Source organism: Gordonibacter urolithinfaciens, assembly GCF_900199375.1.
In the GTDB taxonomy this organism is placed as follows: domain Bacteria; phylum Actinomycetota; class Coriobacteriia; order Coriobacteriales; family Eggerthellaceae; genus Gordonibacter; species Gordonibacter urolithinfaciens.
This window is the reverse complement of the sequence record NZ_LT900217.1, coordinates 1,343,800-1,362,835: the sequence shown is the minus strand read 5'-3', so window position 1 is coordinate 1,362,835 and position 19,036 is coordinate 1,343,800. Positions and strand designations below refer to the sequence as shown.

Sequence of the window (19,036 nt, the reverse complement as noted above, 5' to 3'; positions counted from 1 at the left end):
ATGAGAATCAATCTCAATAAGCATCATACCGCGGACGAGAATCCGATGCAAGAGGATAATCGAATTCGCTCGCGCCTCCTTGGAACATTCACAGTTTGACCCTGAGGAAGAGCGCGGGCAGGGTGGCAAGAGGAGGTGCGGAAAGGTGAGCGCGAGAGGACGGGCGTGGTGAGAGCGGGCGAAAGGAAGCAGGTGCGGAAGGGTGGCGCGAGGAGGGAGCGCGAGGAGAAACGGGCGCGGGCTTAGGTTGCTCCGAGGAGGCGCCCTGCGGCTCCTTGCCTTCTTTCGGCACAATAATGACAGCTTTTATACCGGTAGCCCGTTGGAAACGGTTCTGTGGCATGCGATGGGATATAAACGTTAGGTGTTTTCCCTGTTCGTAGAGAACAGGTTTGATGGTCAGGCGATTGGCATGTCAAAAACCGGTGAAAACTGTGTTTGAAACGCCATATGGCGCGGCTTGGTACGTCGCGAAGGTAGCGTCCCGAATGTTGGTGTATCAATCCGGATTTGGAGGGCAGGCGAAGCCTGCCCGAGAAAAACGGCCATCGTCTAGAATCGTTCTCACCACAAGTAACGAATTCAGGGAAAGGCGATGACCGTCATGGACACTGTACTATTCAACGACCCGGAAGTGAAGGGGCTCGCCCTCGAGGCCCTCGAGGAGTGCACGGACCTGCAGGCGTTCGGCCGCAGGTGCCTGGAGATCCTCTTGAACGCGCTCATCTCGGCGAAGGCCGACGAGGCCTGCGGGGCGGCCTACGGCGAGCGCAGCCCCGAGCGCTCGAACAGCCGAAACGGCTACCGCGAGCGAAGCCTGCTCACCTCGGTCGGCGACCTCAAGGTGAGGATCCCGAAGCTGAGGACCGGCGCCTTCTTCCCCGATGACCTCATCGAGCGCTACTGCCGGGTGGACCGCGCGCTCGTGGCCGCCGTGGCCGAGATGTACGTCATGGGGATATCCACCCGCAAGGTCGAGGAGGTGGCCGGCGCCCTCGGCGTCTCCTCGATGTCGAAGTCGCAGGTGTCGCGCCTGTGCGAGTGCCTGGACGCGGAGGTGGGGGCGTTCCGCCGGCAGCGCTTCGACGGAGTGAGGTTCGCCTACCTGTGGCTCGACGCGACCTACGTGAAGTGCCGGGTGGAGGGCCGCTCGGTCTCCCAGGCGGTCGTGACCGCCATCGGGCTGGACGACACCGGCCACAAGCGCTTCTTGGGCGTGGACTGCGTCGACACGGAGTCCCATGCCGATTGGAGGGCGTTCCTCGCCGACCTGCGCGCCCGCGGAGTGGCCGCCGGGAAGGACGGCGTGCAGCTCGTCGTCTCCGACGCCCACGAGGGGCTGCGCAAGGCGATCGCGGAGACGTTCCAGGGCGCGGCCTGGCAGAGGTGCGTCACGCACCTGATGCGCGACGTCGTCGGCCACATCCACAACAAGGAGGGACAGGGGCTCGCGCGCGAGGCGATGAGGGCCGCTTTCGCCCAGAAGAGCCCGATCGTGGCGCGGGCGTGCTACCAGAGGGCGGCCGAGGAGGTCATGAAGGTCTCCCGGACGGCGGGCGAGGTGCTCCTGGAGGCGGAGGAGGAGGCGCTCGCCTACCTCGCCTTCCCGGCGTCGCACAGGACCAAGATCCGCACCAACAACGTCCAGGAGCGGGCCAACCGCGAGATCAAGCGGCGCACGGGCGTCGTGCAGGGCTTCCCCTCGCGCGAATCGCTGATACGCCTGGTGGGGGCGGCGCTCATCGAGGCGGACGAGGAGTGGTCGGCGCGCTGCGTCATCTCGAAGCCCTCGCTCGCGCACGCCTGGAGGCGCGAGGAGCGGCCGGCCCCCGACGAGGCCTCGGTGCTCGAGGCGAGGCAGGTCGCGGACAGGATAATCTCGACGGCGATTGACCCGGAGGAGGGCCAGGGGTAGGATTCGGAGGGCAAGGGTGCCGGCGGTTCCGGCGATGGCCCTTGATACACCACAAATCGGGACGCGATCGTCGCGAAACAGACGGCGCCTTTCCTCTGCAAAGAAACGATGGCAATCAGCATTTCGGCGGTGCATTTGGCGGATAATAGGCGCGATCGAAGAAAACCGGCGCACCCGATGCGAAAGGAAGCAGCATGGAACACGACGTGGCATGGAAGAAGTACGACGAGGCCGACCTCGAGGCGCTCGAGCAGCTGGCGTCCGAGTACATCGACTTCATCTCGGACAACAAGACGGAGCGCGAATGCGCCGCCGCCGCAATCGCGCTGGCCGAGGAGCGTGGCTACCGCCCGCTCGACGAGGCGGTACGCGAGGGCCGCGCGCTGCGAGCCGGCGACAAGGTGTGGGCGCAGGCGCACGGCAAGGCGCTCATCTTGGCGCACCTGGGCTCGGCGCCGCTTGCGGAGGGCTTCAACATCCTGGGCGCGCACATCGACTCCCCGCGCCTCGACCTCAAGCAAAACCCGTTCTCGGAGAGCAACGGCCTGGCGCACCTCGACACGCACTATTACGGTGGCATCAAGAACTACCAGTGGGTCACGCTGCCGCTTGCGCTGCACGGCGTGATTGCCAAGACGGACGGCACCGTGGTCGAGGTGAACGTGGGCGAGGACGCGGGCGACCCCGTGTTCTGCGTGACCGACCTGCTCATCCACCTGGCGGGCAAGCAGATGGGCAAGAAGGCGAGCGAGGTCGTGGAAGGCGAGGACCTGGACATCCTGATAGGGAACCGCCCGCTGGTCATCGAGAAGGACGAGGCTGACGGAGATGCCGCCGCGGGCGCCGACCCCGCTGCCACTGAGGCCGACGCTGCCGACAGGCCGGTGTACGAGAAGCTGGCCGAGAAGGAACCGGTGAAGGCGTTCGCGCTCAAGCTGCTGGCCGAGAAGTACGGCATTGCGGAAGAGGACTTCCTGTCGGCCGAGATCGAGGCCGTGCCGGCCGGGCGCGCCCGCGATCTCGGGTTCGACCGCAGCATGGTCATCGGCTACGGGCAGGACGACCGCGTGTGCGCTTACACGTCGCTCGCAGCGCAGCTTGCGCTAGCCGACGCCGCGCTGGAGAAGACCGGCATGTGCGTGCTGGTGGACAAGGAGGAGATCGGCAGCGTGGGCGCCACGGGCATGGCGTCGCAGTTCTTCGAGAACACCGTCGCCGAGATCATGGAGCTGGCCGACGAGGGCGGCCCGCTGCCGCTGCGCCGCGCGCTGGTGGCGTCGAGCATGCTGTCGTCCGACGTGTCCGCGGGCTTCGACCCCGCTTACGCCGCCGCGTTCGAGGCGAAGAACAGCGCGTATCTGGGCCGTGGCCTCGTGTTCAACAAGTACACGGGCTCGCGCGGCAAGAGCGGCTCCAACGACGCGAGCGCCGAGTACGTTGCGCGCATCCGCCGCGTCATGGGCGATGCGGGCGTGTCGTTCCAGACCGCCGAGCTGGGCAAGGTCGACGTGGGCGGCGGCGGAACCATCGCCTACATCCCTGCCAAGTACGGCATGGACGTCATCGACTCGGGCGTGCCGGTCCTCTCGATGCACGCCCCGTGGGAGGTCACGAGCAAGGCCGACATCTACGAGGCCTTCAAGGGCTACGAGGCGTTCCTGAAGAACGCGTAGGTTCGTTTGGCGGCCTGGCATGCGGGCTTCCGCCCGCATGCCAAGCCGTTTGCTGTGTCCTCGGCTCGCGCGTTGGCCCGGCAGGCGTTTTCCGCTACACTTTCCCGGTTGCATTCGTGCGCTCGGCGAGGTGGAACCGCCGGGCGCTTTTCGATAAGCGAGGATTCATGGTTCGAGAAAAATTCGGCTCGCGCCTGGGGTTCATCCTGATCAGCGCGGGTTGTGCGATCGGGTTGGGCAACGTGTGGCGCTTCCCCTACATCACCGGCGAGTACGGCGGGGCGGCGTTCGTGCTCATGTACCTGCTGTTCTTGGTGGTGTTCGCGCTGCCCATCCTGGTGATGGAGTTCGCGGTGGGGCGCGCCAGCCAGAAGGGCATCGCGCGCAGCTTCGACGAGTTGGAGTCGGCGGGCACGAAGTGGCGCCGTTTCAAGTGGCCGGCGCTCGCGGGCAACTACCTGCTCATGATGTTCTACACCACGGTGGCTGGCTGGATGATCGCGTTCATGCTGTTCAGCGGCGCGGGGACGTTCGAGGGCCTGGATGCGGGCGGCGTGGCGGGCGTGTTCGACGGCATGCTGGCCGACCCGGTGCAGATGGTCGCGTTCATGCTGGCCGTGGTGCTGATCGGCGTGCTGGTGACGCGCGCCGGCCTGCGCAACGGCGTGGAGCGCATCACGAAGGTGATGATGATCGCGCTGTTCGCCGTGCTCTCGGTGCTCGTGGTGCGGGCGGTCACGCTGCCGGGCGCGCAGGAGGGCCTCGCATTCTACCTCATGCCCGATTTCGGCAAGCTGTTCGCGGGAGGCTGGGGAACGTTCGCCGACGCCGTGTTCGCGGCCATGGGGCAGGCGTTCTTCACCGTGTCGGTGGGCGTGGGCTCCATGTCCATCTTCGGCAGCTATATCGACAAGCGCTACCGCCTCACGGGCGAGGCGCTGCGCATCGCGGGGCTCGACACGCTCGTGGCGTTCATGGCCGGCCTCATCATCTTCCCCGCGTGCTTCGCGTTCGGCGTGGAGCCGGGAAGCGGCCCGGGCCTCGTGTTCATCACGCTGCCGAGCGTGTTCTCGCAGATGCCGTTCGGGCAGCTGTGGGGCACGCTGTTCTTCCTGTTCATGAGCTTCGCGGCGCTCTCCACGGTCATCGCGGTGTTCGAGAACATCATGAGCTTCAGCATGGACGAGTGGGGCTGGTCGCGCAACAAGGCGTGCCTGGTGAACGGCGTGGCGCTGGCGCTGCTGTCGCTGCCGTGCGTGCTGGGCTTCAACGTGTGGGCGGGCGTGGAGGTGCCGGGCATCGGCAACATCCAGGCCATCGAGGACTTCCTCATGTCGAACAACGTGCTGCCGCTGGGCGCGCTCGTGTTCCTGCTGTTCTGCACCACGCGCCGCGGCTGGGGCTGGGACGCGTTTGTGCGCGAGGCCGACACGGGCGAAGGCGCGCGCTTCCCCCGCTGGGCCCGCGGCTACGTGCGCTTCGCGCTGCCGGCGCTCATCCTGGCCGTGTTCGTGGCGGGATACGTGCCCATCGTGCAGGTGTGGCTGGGGATGGTGTAGGAGCTTTGCCTCACCTGCTTGCGCGCCAAGAGCTGGCCGATCGCGTGAGGGCCTACGCAAACAGCGGGGAGCTCGCAACGCCATGAGCGTCGCCCTGTGGGCCCTTGTCCTCTCGCTGCGGCTCGTCCTGCGCGAATATTTCTTCATATTCGGCGCTCTTGCCCTCGGTTGCCGTTCGACCGTGGCTATAATAGCGGGTAACACCTAAGCAACGGATGCTTGACGGGGTGTCGGCGGTATGTGCCGCGCGGCGCCGATCGCATCCGCGCCGCAACCCGCCCGCGCAGACCGCGCCGACCGCAGATGGAGGAGTTCATGGCCTACTATTTCGATGAGCCGTCCCGCACGTTCAACGAGTACCTGCTGGTACCCGGTTACTCGTCGGCAAAATGCATCCCGCAGGATGTGAGCCTGAAGACGCCGCTCGTGAAGTACCGCCGTGGCGAGGAGCCGGCCATCTCGCTGAACATCCCCATGGTGTCCGCCATCATGCAGGCCGTGTCCGACGACGGCATGGCCATCGCGCTGGCCACCGAGGGCGGCCTGTCGTTCATCTACGGCTCGCAGAGCATCGAGGACCAGGCGGCCATGGTCGCCCGCGTGAAGGACTACAAGGCCGGCTTCGTGACGAGCGACGCGAACCTCTCGCCCGAGATGACGCTTGCCGACGTGGTGGCCCTCAAGGACAAGCACGGCCACTCCACCATGCCCGTGACCGAGGACGGTACGGCGCACGGCAAGCTGGTGGGCGTGGTGACGGACCGCGACTACCGTCTGTCGCGTATGTCCATGGACGAGAAGGTGGCCAGCTTCATGACGCCGCGCGAGAACATGATCGTGGCGCCCATGGATACCAGCCTGAAGGTTGCCAACGACATCATCTGGGACAACAAGCTGAACTCGCTGCCCGTGGTGGATGACGAGGACCACTTGATGTACCTGGTGTTCCGCAAGGACTACGACTCGCACAAGTCCAATCCCAACGAGATGCTGGACGCGCACAAGCGCTACCAGGTGGGCGCGGGCATCAACACGCGCGACTACGCCGAGCGCGTGCCGGCGCTGGTGGAGGCCGGTGCCGACGTGCTGTGCATCGACTCGTCGGAGGGCTACTCGGATTGGCAGAAGTTCACGCTGGAATGGATTCGCGAGCATTACGGCGACTCCGTGAAGGTGGGCGCGGGCAACGTGGTGGACGCCGAGGGCTTCCGCTTCCTGGCCGACGCGGGTGCCGACTTCATCAAGATCGGCATCGGCGGCGGCTCCATCTGCATCACGCGCGAGCAGAAGGGCATCGGCCGCGGCCAGGCCACGGCCACCATCGAGGTGGCGAAGGCCCGCGACGAGTACTTCGAGGAGACGGGCGTCTACATTCCCATCTGCTCTGACGGCGGCATCGTGTACGACCATCACCTGACCCTGGCCCTGGCCATGGGCGCCGACTTCGTCATGCTGGGCCGCTACTTCGCCCGTTTCGACGAGAGCCCCACGAACAAGGTGAACATCAACGGCTCCTACATGAAGGAGTACTGGGGCGAAGGCTCCGCGCGTGCCCGCAACTGGCAGCGCTACGACCTGGGCGGCGACAAGAAGGGCATGTCGTTCGAGGAGGGCGTGGACAGCTACGTGCCCTACGCCGGCACGCTCAAGGACAACGTGGACCTCACGCTGTCGAAGGTGAAGTCCACCATGTGCAACTGCGGCGCGCTGACCATTCCCGAGCTGCAGCAGAAGGCGAAGCTCACCGTGGTGTCGTCCACGTCCATCGTCGAGGGCGGCGCCCACGACGTGGTGCTCAAGGACAAGACGCCCTATGTGAGCAGCTCTATCCACTAGGCGAGACCTTCCCCCCTCCGGGAAGTTCTGCACAACAGCGTGTGGCCCGCCGGCCTCGGTTCCCGACCGAACACGGCGGGCCACACGCGCTTCATGGGCTTTGCAGCTGCAGACCGGAGAGGCGCCGTGCTCCTCTACGCAGGGCGCGCCTCCACGCTCGGGTTCGCCTTGATGATGGCGTGCAGTTCGTCGATGTAGCGCAGCAGCAGGGGGCTCGGGCGGCGCTCGTTGTGCATGATATAGCCCACCTGCATGCGCTCGTCCACGTCGAGGGGGATGCTGGCGATGCCCGACTGCATTTCGGCCGACAGCACGCCCGTGGACAGCGTATAGCCGTTATGGCTGGTCAGTAAGTTAGTGAGCGTGCCGCGATCCGAGATGCGGATGTTGCGCGCATGGGGCAGGTACGAAAGCGGCTCCTCCGAGTAGTAGAACGAGTTCGCCGTGCCCTGCTCGAACGAGTAGCGCGGGAAGGGCTCCAAGTCCTCGGGCGCCAGCAGCTGCGCGCCCGCCAGCGGGTGGTGCTCGCCTACGAATACGTGCACGTGCGCGTCGAACAGCGGGGCGTACGCCACGTCGGCGTCGGCGAAGGCCTTCTGCAGCACGCGCCGGTTGAAGCCGTCGGTGTAGAGCACGCCCACCTCGCTGCGGAACGTGCGCACGTCGTCGATGATCTCGCCGGTGCTGCTCTCGCGCAGGATGAACTCGTAGTCGTCTCCCTCGCACTGCTCCACGACGTTCACGAACGCCTGCACGCTGAACGCGTAGTGCTGCGTGGACACGGCCAGCCGCAGGTGCTTGTCCGTGCCGGTGGCGTAGCGCCGCTCCAGCATGTCGGCCTGCTCGATGACCTGATGCGCGTAGCCCAGAAGCTCCGTGCCGTCGTTCGTGAGCGTGACGCCGCGGTTGCTGCGCGTGAACACGGTGATGCCCAGCTCCTGCTCCAGCTCCTTGATGGCCGTGGACAGGTTCGATTGCGAGGCGTACAGGTTCTGTGCCGCCGCGTTGATGGAGCCGTACTCGGCAATGGCGATGAGGTAGCGAAGCTGCTGAAGGGTCATGGTGGGCTTCCTTTTCTTGTGGCGGTTGGCGACTCGGGGGAAGGCGTCCAGTCGCTCGGCAGTCCTGCTCGCTCGGACAGCCCACTGGGCTGTCCGGCTCGTGCGGAACTCGCTTGGTGGACGCCTTCCCCCGAGTCGCCTTCAACCTGAAGGAATGCTGCAGAAACGGGGGTTCAGCTGCTTGCGCTGGAGGTGAGGGGGTCAACCTGCGAGAGTCTTTTTATTCTAGCTTGTTATCTGATGAAGCGGTAGCGGGATTGAGGGTTTTTACGGTAACTTAGGGGGAGCTCACGTGAAGTGGGCGCTTATGCCGTACGGTTTCACTGGCTGTGAGTGCGCGAGATACGAGGCGCGCGGCTTGGCGATCGGCCTGGCGGCGGCGATCGCCGTGGCGTGGGCGCTCCATCAGGCCACGGCTTTGGCTCGCTTTTTTATTCTGTGTGCTCTCTAGCTACCCCTGTATGAAAGCGCGGTTTCTCACTCTGAACGCCATATGGCTCGGCGGAGAATTCGGTGACAATGCGAGGGAAGGATTGCCGCTCCGCGGCCGTTCGACGTTTTTCGTCGCGGTCGGGGCAAAGGGGGCCTGCAAGGGGCGGCGTCAACTCGCACGGAGGGGGAGCACTATGTCCGAAACGACGGTTGCCCGGGTCAAGTCCGAGCGCATGCGCACGCTGGCGTGCTCGACGTTCGCCTTGCTGTTCTTAGGGCTCATCTACGCGTTCTCCATGTTCGCAGCGCCCATGGGCGCCGCGTTCGAACTGGAGAAGGGGGCTGTCGGCCTCACGTTCAACATCATGATGATAGCGTTCTGCATCGGCGCCGTGATAGGCTCCCAAGTGGAGCGGCGGATCGGCGTGAAGGGGACCATCGTCATCGCGGCCGTGCTGTTCTTCGTCGGATTCGCGGGCACCGGGCTGTTCGCGAAGGGGAGCATTGCGGTGGTATACCTATGTTACGGCACGCTGGGCGGTTTGGGCGTGGGCATGGGGTACAACACCATCGTGTCCACGACGAATCTGTGGTTCCCTGACAAGGTGGGGTTCTCGTCGGGTGTGCTCATGATGGGGTTCGGCCTGGGGTCGCTCATCCTGGGGACGCTCTCGGTGAACCTCGTGCCGCTGTTCGGCCTGGGCCCTGTGTTCGTGGGCGTGGGCGCGGCCGGCGGCGTGGTGGCGGCAGCTGCGGCGCTTATGCTGCGCCGTCCGCCCGAGAACATCGTGGCGCTCATGGCGCCCGAGCAGGCGGCAGCCGGCGGTGCGGCGGGCGGGGATGGCGCCGACGAGCCGTTCCTGCTCAAGACGCCCATCCTGTACCTGTTCTGGATCTGGGCCGTTATCGTGGTGGCCATCGGCTTGGCCACTATCGGCAACTGTGCGGCCAACGCGCAGCTCGTGGGCATCGACGCCGCCTTCGCCACGCTGCTCGTGGGCCTGGTGTCCACCTGCAACGGCCTGGCGCGCGTGGTGGTGGGCATGATCTACGACCGCACGAACGTGAAGGTCACCATGTTCGTGGACGGCGCGGTGGCAGCTCTGGCCTGCGCCTGCATCATCGGCGCGTTCGCCACGGGCACCCCGGCGCTCTACATCGCCGGCGCGCTGTGCTGCGGCTTCGCCTACGGCGGCGAGCCGGTGGTGGCGTCGGCCTTCGCCCGCCAGCGCTACGGGTCGGCGAAGTACCCGCTCAACCTGTCCGTTATCAACACGTCCATCATCTACGGCTCGTTGCTCAGCATGGCCGCGCAGGCGCTGGCCGGCGGCGTGGACAGCCCGCTGGCCGTGTTCACCATCCTGGGCGTGCTCTCGGTGGTAGCGCTGGTGGACGTGCTGCCGTTCTCGAAGAAATGGGACGCCGACCTGCGGGCGCGGTGGGCAGGTGGATCGCGCCCGCAGGTCGGCGCAGACGCTGCGGCAGCGGAGGAGGCGCTGGGCGCGAAGTAGCTTGTGCGAAGCGAGCGCGGGCGATTAGATACGTTCACTTCCGCATCTTGCTAAGCTATCTGTTTTAGCGATAGCAAAGCATCAGAACATCGAATGGCTTAGAAGGTTGTATTCGCCGCCCGTTAGTGGTTTCATGCAATGTGCTGCTTTTACCTGCGAGAGCCCAGATAGCGAACGAATGTTACATGTGAAACGTTCGGCGCGGGCAGGCAGGCGCGGAAACCCCAAGCGGGCGCTCGGCGTTCGGTCGTGCAGGCGTTGTCCGCCGCGGGCGTGCAAGCAGCGGAGGAAACGAGAACCGATCAAGGAGCAACCATGGCGAAGGACATCCCCGTATCCCAGAAATACTACGATCCGGAGATCGAATGCATGCCGCGGCCCGAGCTCGAGGCGCTGCAGCTGCAGCGCCTGAAGGACATGGTGGCCTACGCATACGAGAACACGGCGTACTACCGCCGCGCGTTCGACGAGGCCGGCGTGGCGCCGGGCGATATCGAAACGCTCGACGATATCGCCAAGTTCCCGTTCATCGACAAGAAGACGGAGCGCGAGACGCAGCACGTGGGCAGCTTCTTCGGCGAGATGTGCTCCGTACCCGAGGAGGAGGTCATCTTCATGGCCACCTCGTCCGGCTCCACGGGCGTCCCCACGGTGAGCCCCTTCACGCAGGAGGACTTCGACCTGTGGCAGGATACCGAGGCGCGCCTGTTCTGGCAGGCCGGCATGCGCCCGAACGACCGCTACGTGCATGCGCTCAACTTCGCGCTGTACGTGGGCGGCCCCGACGTCATCGGCGCGCAGCGCCTGGGCGCGCTGGCCATCTGGGTGGGCGCCGTGCCCTCGGACCGCCTGCTGTTCGTGCTGAAGCAGTACCAGCCCACCGTCATCTGGACGTCGCCGTCCTACGCGTGGCACCTGGGCGAGGTGGCGAAGGAGAAGGGCTACGACCCGCGCACCGATTTCAACATCCACACCATCATCGTGGCCGGCGAGGCGGGCGGCTCCATCCCGTCTACGCGCGAGAGCATCGAGAACCTCTGGGGCGCGAAGGTCGTGGACTTCTACGGCCTGTCCGACATCTACGGCGCCTGCGCCGCCGCGTGCGAAGCGCACGACGGCCTGCATATCGTGGAGGACCAGATACTCGTGGAGACGGTGGACCCGACGACCGGCGAGGTGCTGGATCCGGGCGAGACGGGCGAGCTGGTGTACACCACGCTCATGAAGAAGGCGCGTCCCATGATCCGCTTCCGCACGGGCGACATCGGCTACGTGTCCACCGACACGTGCGAGTGCGGGCGCACGCTGGCGCGCATCCACGTGACCGGGCGCAAGGACGAGATGTTCATCGTGAGCGCCGTGAACGTGTTCCCCACCGACATCGAGTTTGTGGTGCGCGGGCTGGAGGGCCTGACCGGCGAGTATTCCATCCGCGTGTACGAGAAGGACTTCACCTGCAAGTACGAGGTGTCCGTGGAGCGCGCGCTGGGCAGCGACGAGCCCTACGACGAGGTGGCGAAGCGCACCATGGCCGCCATCAAGGCCCACGTGGGGGTGCGCCCGCAGAAGGTTATCGTGTATGATGCGGGCAAGCTGGGCACGTCGTCCGAGCACAAGGCGTCGCGCTTCATCGACGAACGCGGCTGCCAGTAGGTTCCGACGGCTTGTCAGCCGTCGGAACGGGCCGACGCTGCGGCTGCCCGTGGCACCGAATCTTCGCGCGTTGGCGAAGCCTCACGTACCGAAGTACGTTTCACCTTCGCCAACCCACGAATCTCCGGCACCACGGGCACCCTCGCTGACTGATTTTGGACCCGCGAGAAGGAAATCTTGTTGAAAGGATTCCACCTATGACCACCACCGAAACCACGTTCGCCGTCTCCGGCCAGCACTACCTGTTCAACGTGCAGACGTTCGCCCACACCGTGTTGGCGTTGGGCGGCGACTCCTTCGCCTATGCGCTGCGCGACCGCACGACCCAGGGCGTCATCGACGACGTCGCCAGCGGGAAGAGCGAGCTGGGCGTGCTGTTCGAGACCTCGGCCACGGCCGACGAGGTGAACGCCGCGCTCGACGCGGCGGGCCTCGAGTTCGTGGAGCTCATCCAGTCGGCGCCGCGCGTCGCGCTGCCGGCGAGCCACCCCATGGTGAACGCCGCGAGCCTCACGCTCGAGGACATGGAGGACTACCCGTACCTCTACTTCGAGCAGGACGAGGACTCCCCGGTCGCCTTCGCCGAGGAGGCGCTGGCCGGCGTGCCGCGCGCCAAGTCCATCGCCTGCACCGACCGCGCCTCGCTCTCCGAGCTGATCGTGGCCCTGAACGGCTACACGGTGACGAGCGGCATCCTCGTGGGCATCTCCGATGGCGCCGGCTTGAACACCGTGCCCCTTGAAACCGACGTGCGGCTGCATTTGGGCTACGTCGTGCGCAAGGGTGGGCAGCTGGGCGAAGTGGGCCAGCGCTTCGTGGACACCCTGAAGAAGAACCTGGAGAGGTACGCACGGTTCTAGGGTTCCGCCAAGTCATCACCGCCGAGGTTCGCGCGGAAGGGGTTTGCTGCACGCCGACTGAAAATCGATCCTCGCCTACTGCGGCAGTGGGCTCTCGTCGTCGGGGGTGCCGGCCGCTCCGAGGACATCCGCCGCAGCTCCCTCCTCGGCGCGCGCCCGCGCCTTCGCGTGGGCGGCTGCGCGGGCGGGGGACATGCCGCGTGCGGTCTCGCCCTCGGCTTCCAGCTCGGCCTCGATCGCGCGCACGCGGGCCTTCTCGTGGGCGGCGGCGCGTGCGGTCGTGGAGCGTCCGTGCGCGCTCGGGCTGGGGGCTATGGCGCTGGCCTCGGTTTCCGTCTCCTTGGAGAAGCCCAGGCGGATGCTCACGTACTCGCTCACCAGCAGCACCAGCAGGATGCACATCACAATGAGGTAGCCGATGACCGCGCCCGGCAGCCCCGTGAAGTTCACCAGCAGAAGCGGCACGAACAGCGAGAATCCGAACGTGATGACGTAGAGCTTCGTCACGGCGCGCTGCCGCCTCAGCACGGTGATCACCTGGTACAGAAAATCGATGGCCGCCGTCACGCCGCCCGCGGCGATCATGATGAACAGGAGGCCGCGGAACTGCTCGAAGTCCAGCCCGTACAGGAAGCTCATGACGGGGATGCCGATCCATCCCATGACAAGGGCCGTCGCTCCCGTGTACGCCACAATGATCACCATGATAAGGACGATGATCAGGTCGAACTTTCGCCGCTTCTCGGGGTCGCTCCACGCCTCCGCCATGCGCACGAGCAGTGGCTTGTAGATGAGCCCGATGGTCAGCAGGATGCCCTGCGCCGGGAAGTACAGCGCATTGAAATACAGCTGGTTGTCGTAGGAGAGCACGCCCTCCATGACGAACTTCGGCATGTTGTCGATGAGCGCGTACAGGAACAGCGCCAGGAACAGCGGGAAGCACTGCTTGAACAGCCGCGCGACGCTGGAAGGACTTACGCGGCGCGACTTCGGCGTTTCGAACAGGGCCAGCGGGAACGTGAGCACCACGAACGACAGGGCTGCGGCCACGGCCATGACGATGCAGGCCACCGGCAGGTTGCGAGTGATGAGCAGGCACAACGAGAACGCCACGAGCACCACTACCGAGCGGAACGCCTGTGAGGCGCCGGCCAGGTACAGCTTGTCCACCTGCTGCAGCCGCCCCTCGTATACGTCGGCCAGGCCGTCCACCATCTTGTACACGTACACACCTAGGCTGATGGTGAACATGTCCTGCGCGTACCCGCGTATCGAGCAGTACGCCACGCCCACTGCCACCATGAGGGCGCAGGTTATCCAGCGGTTCAGCTGGTAGTCCGAGAAGGAGTGCGCCTCGTCCAGGTCCGACACCTGGTAGGTGCGCACGCCGTAGTTGGCCAGGAACATGAGCAGCATGCCCGTGACGAACGCCATGGAGAACATGCCGGCCTGCTCCACGCCCACGAGCTGCGTGACCACCACGGTGAGCACGGGGAACACCATGCCCCACGCGCCGATGCCCAGGGAGTTCCATACGTAGTCGCGCGTGGTGCGATGCGCGGCGTACTGCTCTTCCTGGGCGGCCAGCGAGCGCTCCGACACGGCGCCGAGCAGCCGGTTGCACCAGTGGTTCACCGTGCGCGTGACGAAGTTGGGCTTGCGGGGCTTGCGTGCCTTGGCGTCGCGGGCTCCCCGTCCTGCTTGGTCGCGGTCGCTTTCGCCGCGCAGCACGTCGCCGGGTGTTTCGACGTGCCCTTCCTGCGCGCTGGGCCCGGGAGTGCGTCGGCCATGCTTGCCGCGAGGGCTCTGCGCGCCCTCGCCCGAGGGCGCCTGCTCGGCGTTGTTGGCGGTCGGCAGGACGCGCGTTTCGACCTCGCCGGAACCTGCAGGTTCCCGATGCGTCGCCGGGCGCTTCTTGCCAAACGTGGGGCGGTCCATCACGGTGCTCGCCAACTCCTTCGCGGTGCCTTCTCGTCGGTTCTCTCTCCGAGCATTATATAGTTCGTGCACGGCCGCGCCCCGAAGATTCATAGCAGCAGCAAACAGCGAGTTGAGGGCGGGCTTGCGGCGTTGAAAGGCGGTCGAGGAGGGGGTGGAAGGGGGGCGGATATGGGCTGAAGCGCTTTTCGCCGGGAAGTGCCAAGAAAGGGCTGGTTTGGCAATCGTGGGCGCCTGTTTTTTGGGCTGTTGTGCGGCGTGCGACGCCGATGGCGACATATCGCCTGATCGCGCCTCGGCCTGTCGGGGAGCTTCCAGCGCTCGGATTGCCAAACCGGCCTTTTCTCGGCAGTATCGGCCGGGAAAGCGTCATCCGGGCGAGAAATGCATCCCTTCCGGCAAAGGACAGCGCGACGAGGCGGGCTGGCATGATGGGCGGATCGCTGCCCATTTGCTGAAGAATGCGGGCAGGCCGGCCGCCGCGCCGCCGTCTCGGCACGGCCGCAGCGCTATACTGGCACGATCAAATGCAAGAGAACGGGAGACTGCATGATCGAGGTATTGTGGCACGGCCGCGGCGGGCAGGGCGCGTTCACGGCGGCGCGGCTTCTGGGCGCGGCGGCGTCGATGGCGGACGGAAGGCACGCGCTCGCGTTCCCCTCGTTCGGCCCCGAGCGGCGCGGCGCGCCCATGCGGGCGTTCACCAAGATGGCCGACGCGCCCATCGGCGACCGCAGCGCCATCGCGCAGGCCGACTACGTGGTGTACCTGGACGACACGCTGCTCGGCGACGGGTGGGAGCGCGAGCTCAAGCCCGGCGGGCTGGTGTTGGCGAACAGCACGCGCACGTTCGACGACCCGCGCATCGTGGCTCTCGACGCCGACGGCATCTCGAGCGCGGTTCTGGGCAGGCCCATTCCCAACACGGTGTTCTTGGGCGCGTTGGCGGCGCTGTGCGAGAGGGTTGAGCTGGCCGACGTCGAGGGGGCCATCCGCCAGTACATGCCCGCGAAGCTGCATGCGAAGAACATCGAGATCGTGCGGGCTGCGAGCGAGGCGGTGTCCCGCCGCGAAGAAGGCGGGCCGGCTTGTCAACCTGAGCGGGCGGAGCGAGCCGAAGAATCCGCTACGGTGCCAGTGGAAGGCGACCGGCCCCTGCGCCCCGTATCCGCCATCCCCACGCTGCGCTCCGACGCGCTCGATCCCGCCGAGTTCGCGCATTCCACGTGCTTCGAAGGCGGCTATCTCACGGTGAAGAACGCGGGCTGGCGCAACATCCGACCTGTGATCGACCCGGCCGCCTGCACGGGCTGCCTCCAGTGCTACCTCTACTGTCCTGACGGCACGGTCTTCAAAGTGCCCGACCCCGCTCCCGGCGGCGCCCCCGTCGCCATCGACTACGACTTCTGCAAGGGCTGCGGCGTGTGCGCGAAGGCGTGCCGGTTCGGTGCCATCACGATGATCCCCGAAAGCGAGGCGGATGCCCGATGAAGCGGTTCCTTTCCGGCGACGAGGCCCTTGCCGAGGGCGTGCGGCTGGCGCGCCCGCAGGTGATCAGCGCGTATCCCATCACGCCGCAGACGGTGGTGGTGGAGCGCTTGAGCGAGATGGTGGAGGACGGCTCGCTCGCCGCCGAGTACGTGCACGTGGAAAGCGAGCATTCGGCGCTCTCGTGCGCCATCGGCGCGTCGGCCACGGGCGCGCGCACGTTCACGGCCACGTCGAGCCAGGGCCTGCTGTACATGGCCGAGTGCCTGACCTACGCGTCGGGCGGCCGGTTCCCCATCGTCATGATGAACGCGAACCGCGCGACCGCCCTGCCGTGGAACATCTACGGCGACCAGCGCGACTCGCTCTCGCTTCTGGACCACGGCTGGATCCAAGTGTATGCCGAGAACAACCAGGAGGCGCTCGACCTGGCCCTCATGGCCTACGCCGTGGCCGAGGACCCTGCCGTGCGCACGCCGGTGATGGTGAACCTCGACGGCTTCGCGCTCACGCACACCTACGAGACGGTGGACGTGCCCACCTCCGAGCAGGCCGACGCGTTCCTGCCGCCCTACGACGGCGCGGGCAACAGCTTCGACTTCGAGAACCCGGTGAGCATCGGCTTCTCGGCGGGGCCGGACTACGACCGTTACTTCAAGTACTGGGAGCACCACGACATGCGGGAGGCCGCGCCGCGCGCCATCAAGGAAGCGGAGGCGCGCTTCGCCGAGGTGTTCGGGCGGCGCTACACCGGCATGATCGAGTGCGTGGACTGCGACGACGCCGACGTGGTGTTGGTGACGCTCGGGTCGGTGGCGGGCCTCGTACGCGGCGTGGTTGCCAAGCTGCGCGCGCAGGGCGTGCGCGCCGGCATGCTGCGCATCCGCTATCTGCGCCCCATGCCGAGCGTGCTCATTGCCACCGCGCTCGCCGGCGCGAAGGCCGTGGGCGTGCTGGAGAAGGACGTCTCGTTCGGCGCTGAGGGCACGGTGTACACCAACGTGAACTCGGCGCTGCAGCAGGCGGGAGTGCGCGTTCCCTCGTACAACTTCATCGGCGGCCTGGGCGGCGACGACATCTCGGAAGCCCAGGTTGAAGGAATGTTCCGCGTCCTCGCGCAGGCGGCCGAGGGCACGGCCGACCTGCCGCATGTGTCGTTTTTGGGGATCGACTCGCCGGCGGATGCCGTCTCGGAAGGAGGCCGATAGCCATGGCCGTCACCGCTAAGAACATGACCGACGACGAGCTGTTCTTCGGGCACAAGGCGTGCGCGGGCTGCGGCGGGTCGCTCGCCCTGCGCGCGGCGCTCAAAGTGCTGGGGCCGAACGCCGTGGCCGCGCTGCCCGCGGGCTGCATGAGCGCCGTCGGGTTCAACTTCCCGCAGCTCGCCTTCGCCAACAACGCGATGATCACGCCGTTCGCTGCCACGGCCAGCGTGCTCACCGGCATCGAGGCCGGCCTGCGCGCGCAGGGCAAGAAGCCCGACGACTGCACGGTGGTGGGCTTCGCCGGCGACGGCGGCACGGCCGACATCGGCCTGCAGGCGCTCTCGGGCGCCATCGACCGCAACGACGACGTGCTCTATATCTGCTACGACAACGAGGCGTACATGAACACGGGCATCCAGAAGAGCTCGCTCACCCCGTTCGGCGCCAAGACCACCACCACGCCGGCCGGCTCGAACGTGCACGGATGCCTCACGCAGAAGAAGAACCTGTTCGAGATCGTGGCGGCGCACGGCATCCCCTACGCTGCCACGGCAAGCGTCGGCTACCTGAACGACTTCATCCGCAAGGTGGAGCGGGCGCGCGACATCCGCGGCACCCGCTACATCCACGTGATTGCCCCGTGCCCCACCGGCTGGGGCTGCGGCGTGGACGAGATGGCGGACATCGCGAAGGATATCGTGGACACGGGGCTCTGGTACCTCGCCGAATACGAGGGAGAGCAGGTGTCCGGCCAGCCCGGAGGCCGCTTCCGCCTGAACCGCGACCCCAAGCAGTTCGCCAGCGTCGAGGCCTACCTGCGCCGCCAAGGCCGTTTCCGCGCGCTTTCGGACGACGAGATGGCCGCCGTCGAAGCCGCCCGCGACGCGAAGTGGGAGGTCATGCGGAGGGAGTGGCGCGACTGACGCCCGAATCGTGCAGCGGAAACAACGAAAGGGAGGAGCCATGCGCTTCATCGTTTCGCCGGCCAAGAAGATGAACGTGGTAGACGACGCCTTTGCGTGGCACGGTCTGCCTCGGTTTATCGACGATGCGGAGCAGTTGCTCGAAGCGTTGCGCTCGCTGTCGTACGGCGAGGCGAAGGCGCTCTGGGGATGCAGCGATATGCTGGCGGAGCTCAACTTCGAGCGGGTGCGCACCATGGACCTGCGGGCCGAGGGCGCGCTGACACCGGCGGTGGTCGCCTACGAGGGCATCCAGTACCAGCACCTAGCGCCGCGCGTCATGAACGAGGCGCAGCTGGCCTACGTGCAGGAGCACCTGCGCATCCTCTCGGGCTTCTACGGGATGCTGCACCCCCTTGACGGCGTGGTGCCGTACCGCCTGGAAATGCAGGCGAAGCTAGCTGCAGGCGGCGCGCCTGACCTCTACGCCTTCTGGGGCGACCGTCTCTATCGCGCGCTTGCCGACGAGGCCGACATCATCGTGAACCTCGCATCCGTCGAATACGCCAAGGCCGTCCTCCCGCACGCCAAAATCGCGGGCGCGCGGGCGCCGCGCATCGTGACCTGCCTGTTCGGCACCGTCGACACGCAAGGCCGCCTCAAGCAGCGTGCCACCGCCGCCAAGGCCGCTCGCGGCTCGATGGTGCGCTGGTGCGCCGAGCGCAACGTCCAATGCCCCGAGGACCTGCGCGCCTTCGATCAGCTCGGCCACGTCTACGACGGGGCCCGCTCCACCGACGACTGTTTCGTGTTCGTGCAAGGTTGAGCTTGCGGGGCTCTTCCTTGGCTTCGCTAGGCTGTTCCCAGCGAACTTCATTTCGCCGGAAAGTGTCTCCGCGCGATTCCATTTGAATCCTTCGTCGGCGTTAGCACCGACGCTCCGTAAAGTTGCGCAACCCGTACAGGCGCCTCAACAGGCTATAGTGCGATAAAGGAAGGC

At 66.3% G+C, this 19,036-nt stretch carries 13 protein-coding genes; 11 read left to right on the top strand and 2 right to left on the bottom strand.

Annotated features, from left to right (window positions below; translation table 11 throughout):
• The first annotated feature begins 604 nt into the window (after nt 1-604).
• The 4 genes from BN3560_RS05920 to BN3560_RS05905 all read left to right on the top strand — a co-directional run bounded on the left by BN3560_RS05920 (nt 605) and on the right by BN3560_RS05905 (nt 6,983).
• Nucleotides 605-1,915, top strand: a complete 1,311-nt coding sequence (locus BN3560_RS05920; RefSeq protein WP_227115003.1) for an IS256 family transposase — start codon at nt 605-607, stop codon at nt 1,913-1,915.
• A gap of 194 nt (nt 1,916-2,109) precedes the next feature.
• Nucleotides 2,110-3,588 carry an aminopeptidase gene (locus tag BN3560_RS05915; RefSeq protein WP_096227376.1) on the top strand — a complete coding sequence of 493 codons (1,479 nt, stop codon included), beginning with the start codon at nt 2,110-2,112 and terminating at the stop codon, nt 3,586-3,588.
• A 167-nt stretch (nt 3,589-3,755) separates the two neighbouring features.
• Complete coding sequence (locus BN3560_RS05910) at nt 3,756-5,147, top strand: sodium-dependent transporter (RefSeq protein WP_096227375.1); 1,392 nt, start codon at nt 3,756-3,758, stop codon at nt 5,145-5,147.
• Nucleotides 5,148-5,462: 315 nt separating this feature from the next.
• A complete protein-coding gene (locus BN3560_RS05905) occupies nt 5,463-6,983 on the top strand; it encodes an IMP dehydrogenase (RefSeq protein ID WP_087190187.1) in 1,521 nt (506 codons plus the stop codon).
• Between the two features lie 134 nt (nt 6,984-7,117).
• Here the strand turns inward: BN3560_RS05905 and BN3560_RS05900 are convergent, their stop codons facing one another.
• Nucleotides 7,118-8,044 (bottom strand): LysR family transcriptional regulator, encoded by a 927-nt coding sequence (locus BN3560_RS05900; protein WP_096227374.1) that lies wholly within the window; start codon nt 8,042-8,044, stop codon nt 7,118-7,120.
• 626 nt (nt 8,045-8,670) lie between these two features.
• Between BN3560_RS05900 and BN3560_RS05895 the strand changes: the two genes are divergently transcribed.
• From BN3560_RS05895 to BN3560_RS05885, 3 genes are all read left to right on the top strand, one after another.
• Nucleotides 8,671-9,987, top strand: coding sequence for an MFS transporter (locus tag BN3560_RS05895; protein ID WP_157780551.1), 1,317 nt, complete (start codon nt 8,671-8,673; stop codon nt 9,985-9,987).
• Nucleotides 9,988-10,302: 315 nt separating this feature from the next.
• Entirely contained in the window at nt 10,303-11,640 is a 1,338-nt protein-coding gene (locus BN3560_RS05890; RefSeq protein WP_096227372.1) for a phenylacetate--CoA ligase family protein, read from the top strand.
• A 197-nt stretch (nt 11,641-11,837) separates the two neighbouring features.
• Nucleotides 11,838-12,500 carry a LysR family transcriptional regulator substrate-binding protein gene (locus tag BN3560_RS05885; protein ID WP_096227371.1) on the top strand — a complete coding sequence of 221 codons (663 nt, stop codon included), beginning with the start codon at nt 11,838-11,840 and terminating at the stop codon, nt 12,498-12,500.
• A gap of 75 nt (nt 12,501-12,575) precedes the next feature.
• Here the strand turns inward: BN3560_RS05885 and BN3560_RS05880 are convergent, their stop codons facing one another.
• Nucleotides 12,576-14,453, bottom strand: a complete 1,878-nt coding sequence (locus BN3560_RS05880) for a lipopolysaccharide biosynthesis protein (protein WP_231897354.1) — start codon at nt 14,451-14,453, stop codon at nt 12,576-12,578.
• 534 nt (nt 14,454-14,987) lie between these two features.
• On the opposite strand from BN3560_RS05880, the gene BN3560_RS05875 reads away from it, so the two are divergent.
• The 4 genes from BN3560_RS05875 to yaaA are packed head-to-tail and all read left to right on the top strand — an operon-like array spanning nt 14,988 to nt 18,862.
• Nucleotides 14,988-15,929, top strand: a complete 942-nt coding sequence (locus BN3560_RS05875) for a 2-oxoacid:acceptor oxidoreductase family protein (RefSeq protein WP_096227370.1) — start codon at nt 14,988-14,990, stop codon at nt 15,927-15,929.
• On the top strand, nt 15,926-17,134 hold the full coding sequence (gene porA / locus BN3560_RS05870) for a pyruvate ferredoxin oxidoreductase (RefSeq protein WP_096227369.1): 1,209 nt from the start codon (nt 15,926-15,928) through the stop codon (nt 17,132-17,134). The genes BN3560_RS05875 and porA overlap by 4 nt, the downstream gene beginning before the upstream one ends.
• Before the next feature lie 2 nt (nt 17,135-17,136).
• Entirely contained in the window at nt 17,137-18,057 is a 921-nt protein-coding gene (locus BN3560_RS05865; RefSeq protein ID WP_096227368.1) for a thiamine pyrophosphate-dependent enzyme, read from the top strand.
• 40 nt (nt 18,058-18,097) lie between these two features.
• On the top strand, nt 18,098-18,862 hold the full coding sequence (gene yaaA / locus BN3560_RS05860; RefSeq protein WP_096227367.1) for a peroxide stress protein YaaA: 765 nt from the start codon (nt 18,098-18,100) through the stop codon (nt 18,860-18,862).
• The last annotated feature ends 174 nt before the right edge of the window (nt 18,863-19,036 follow it).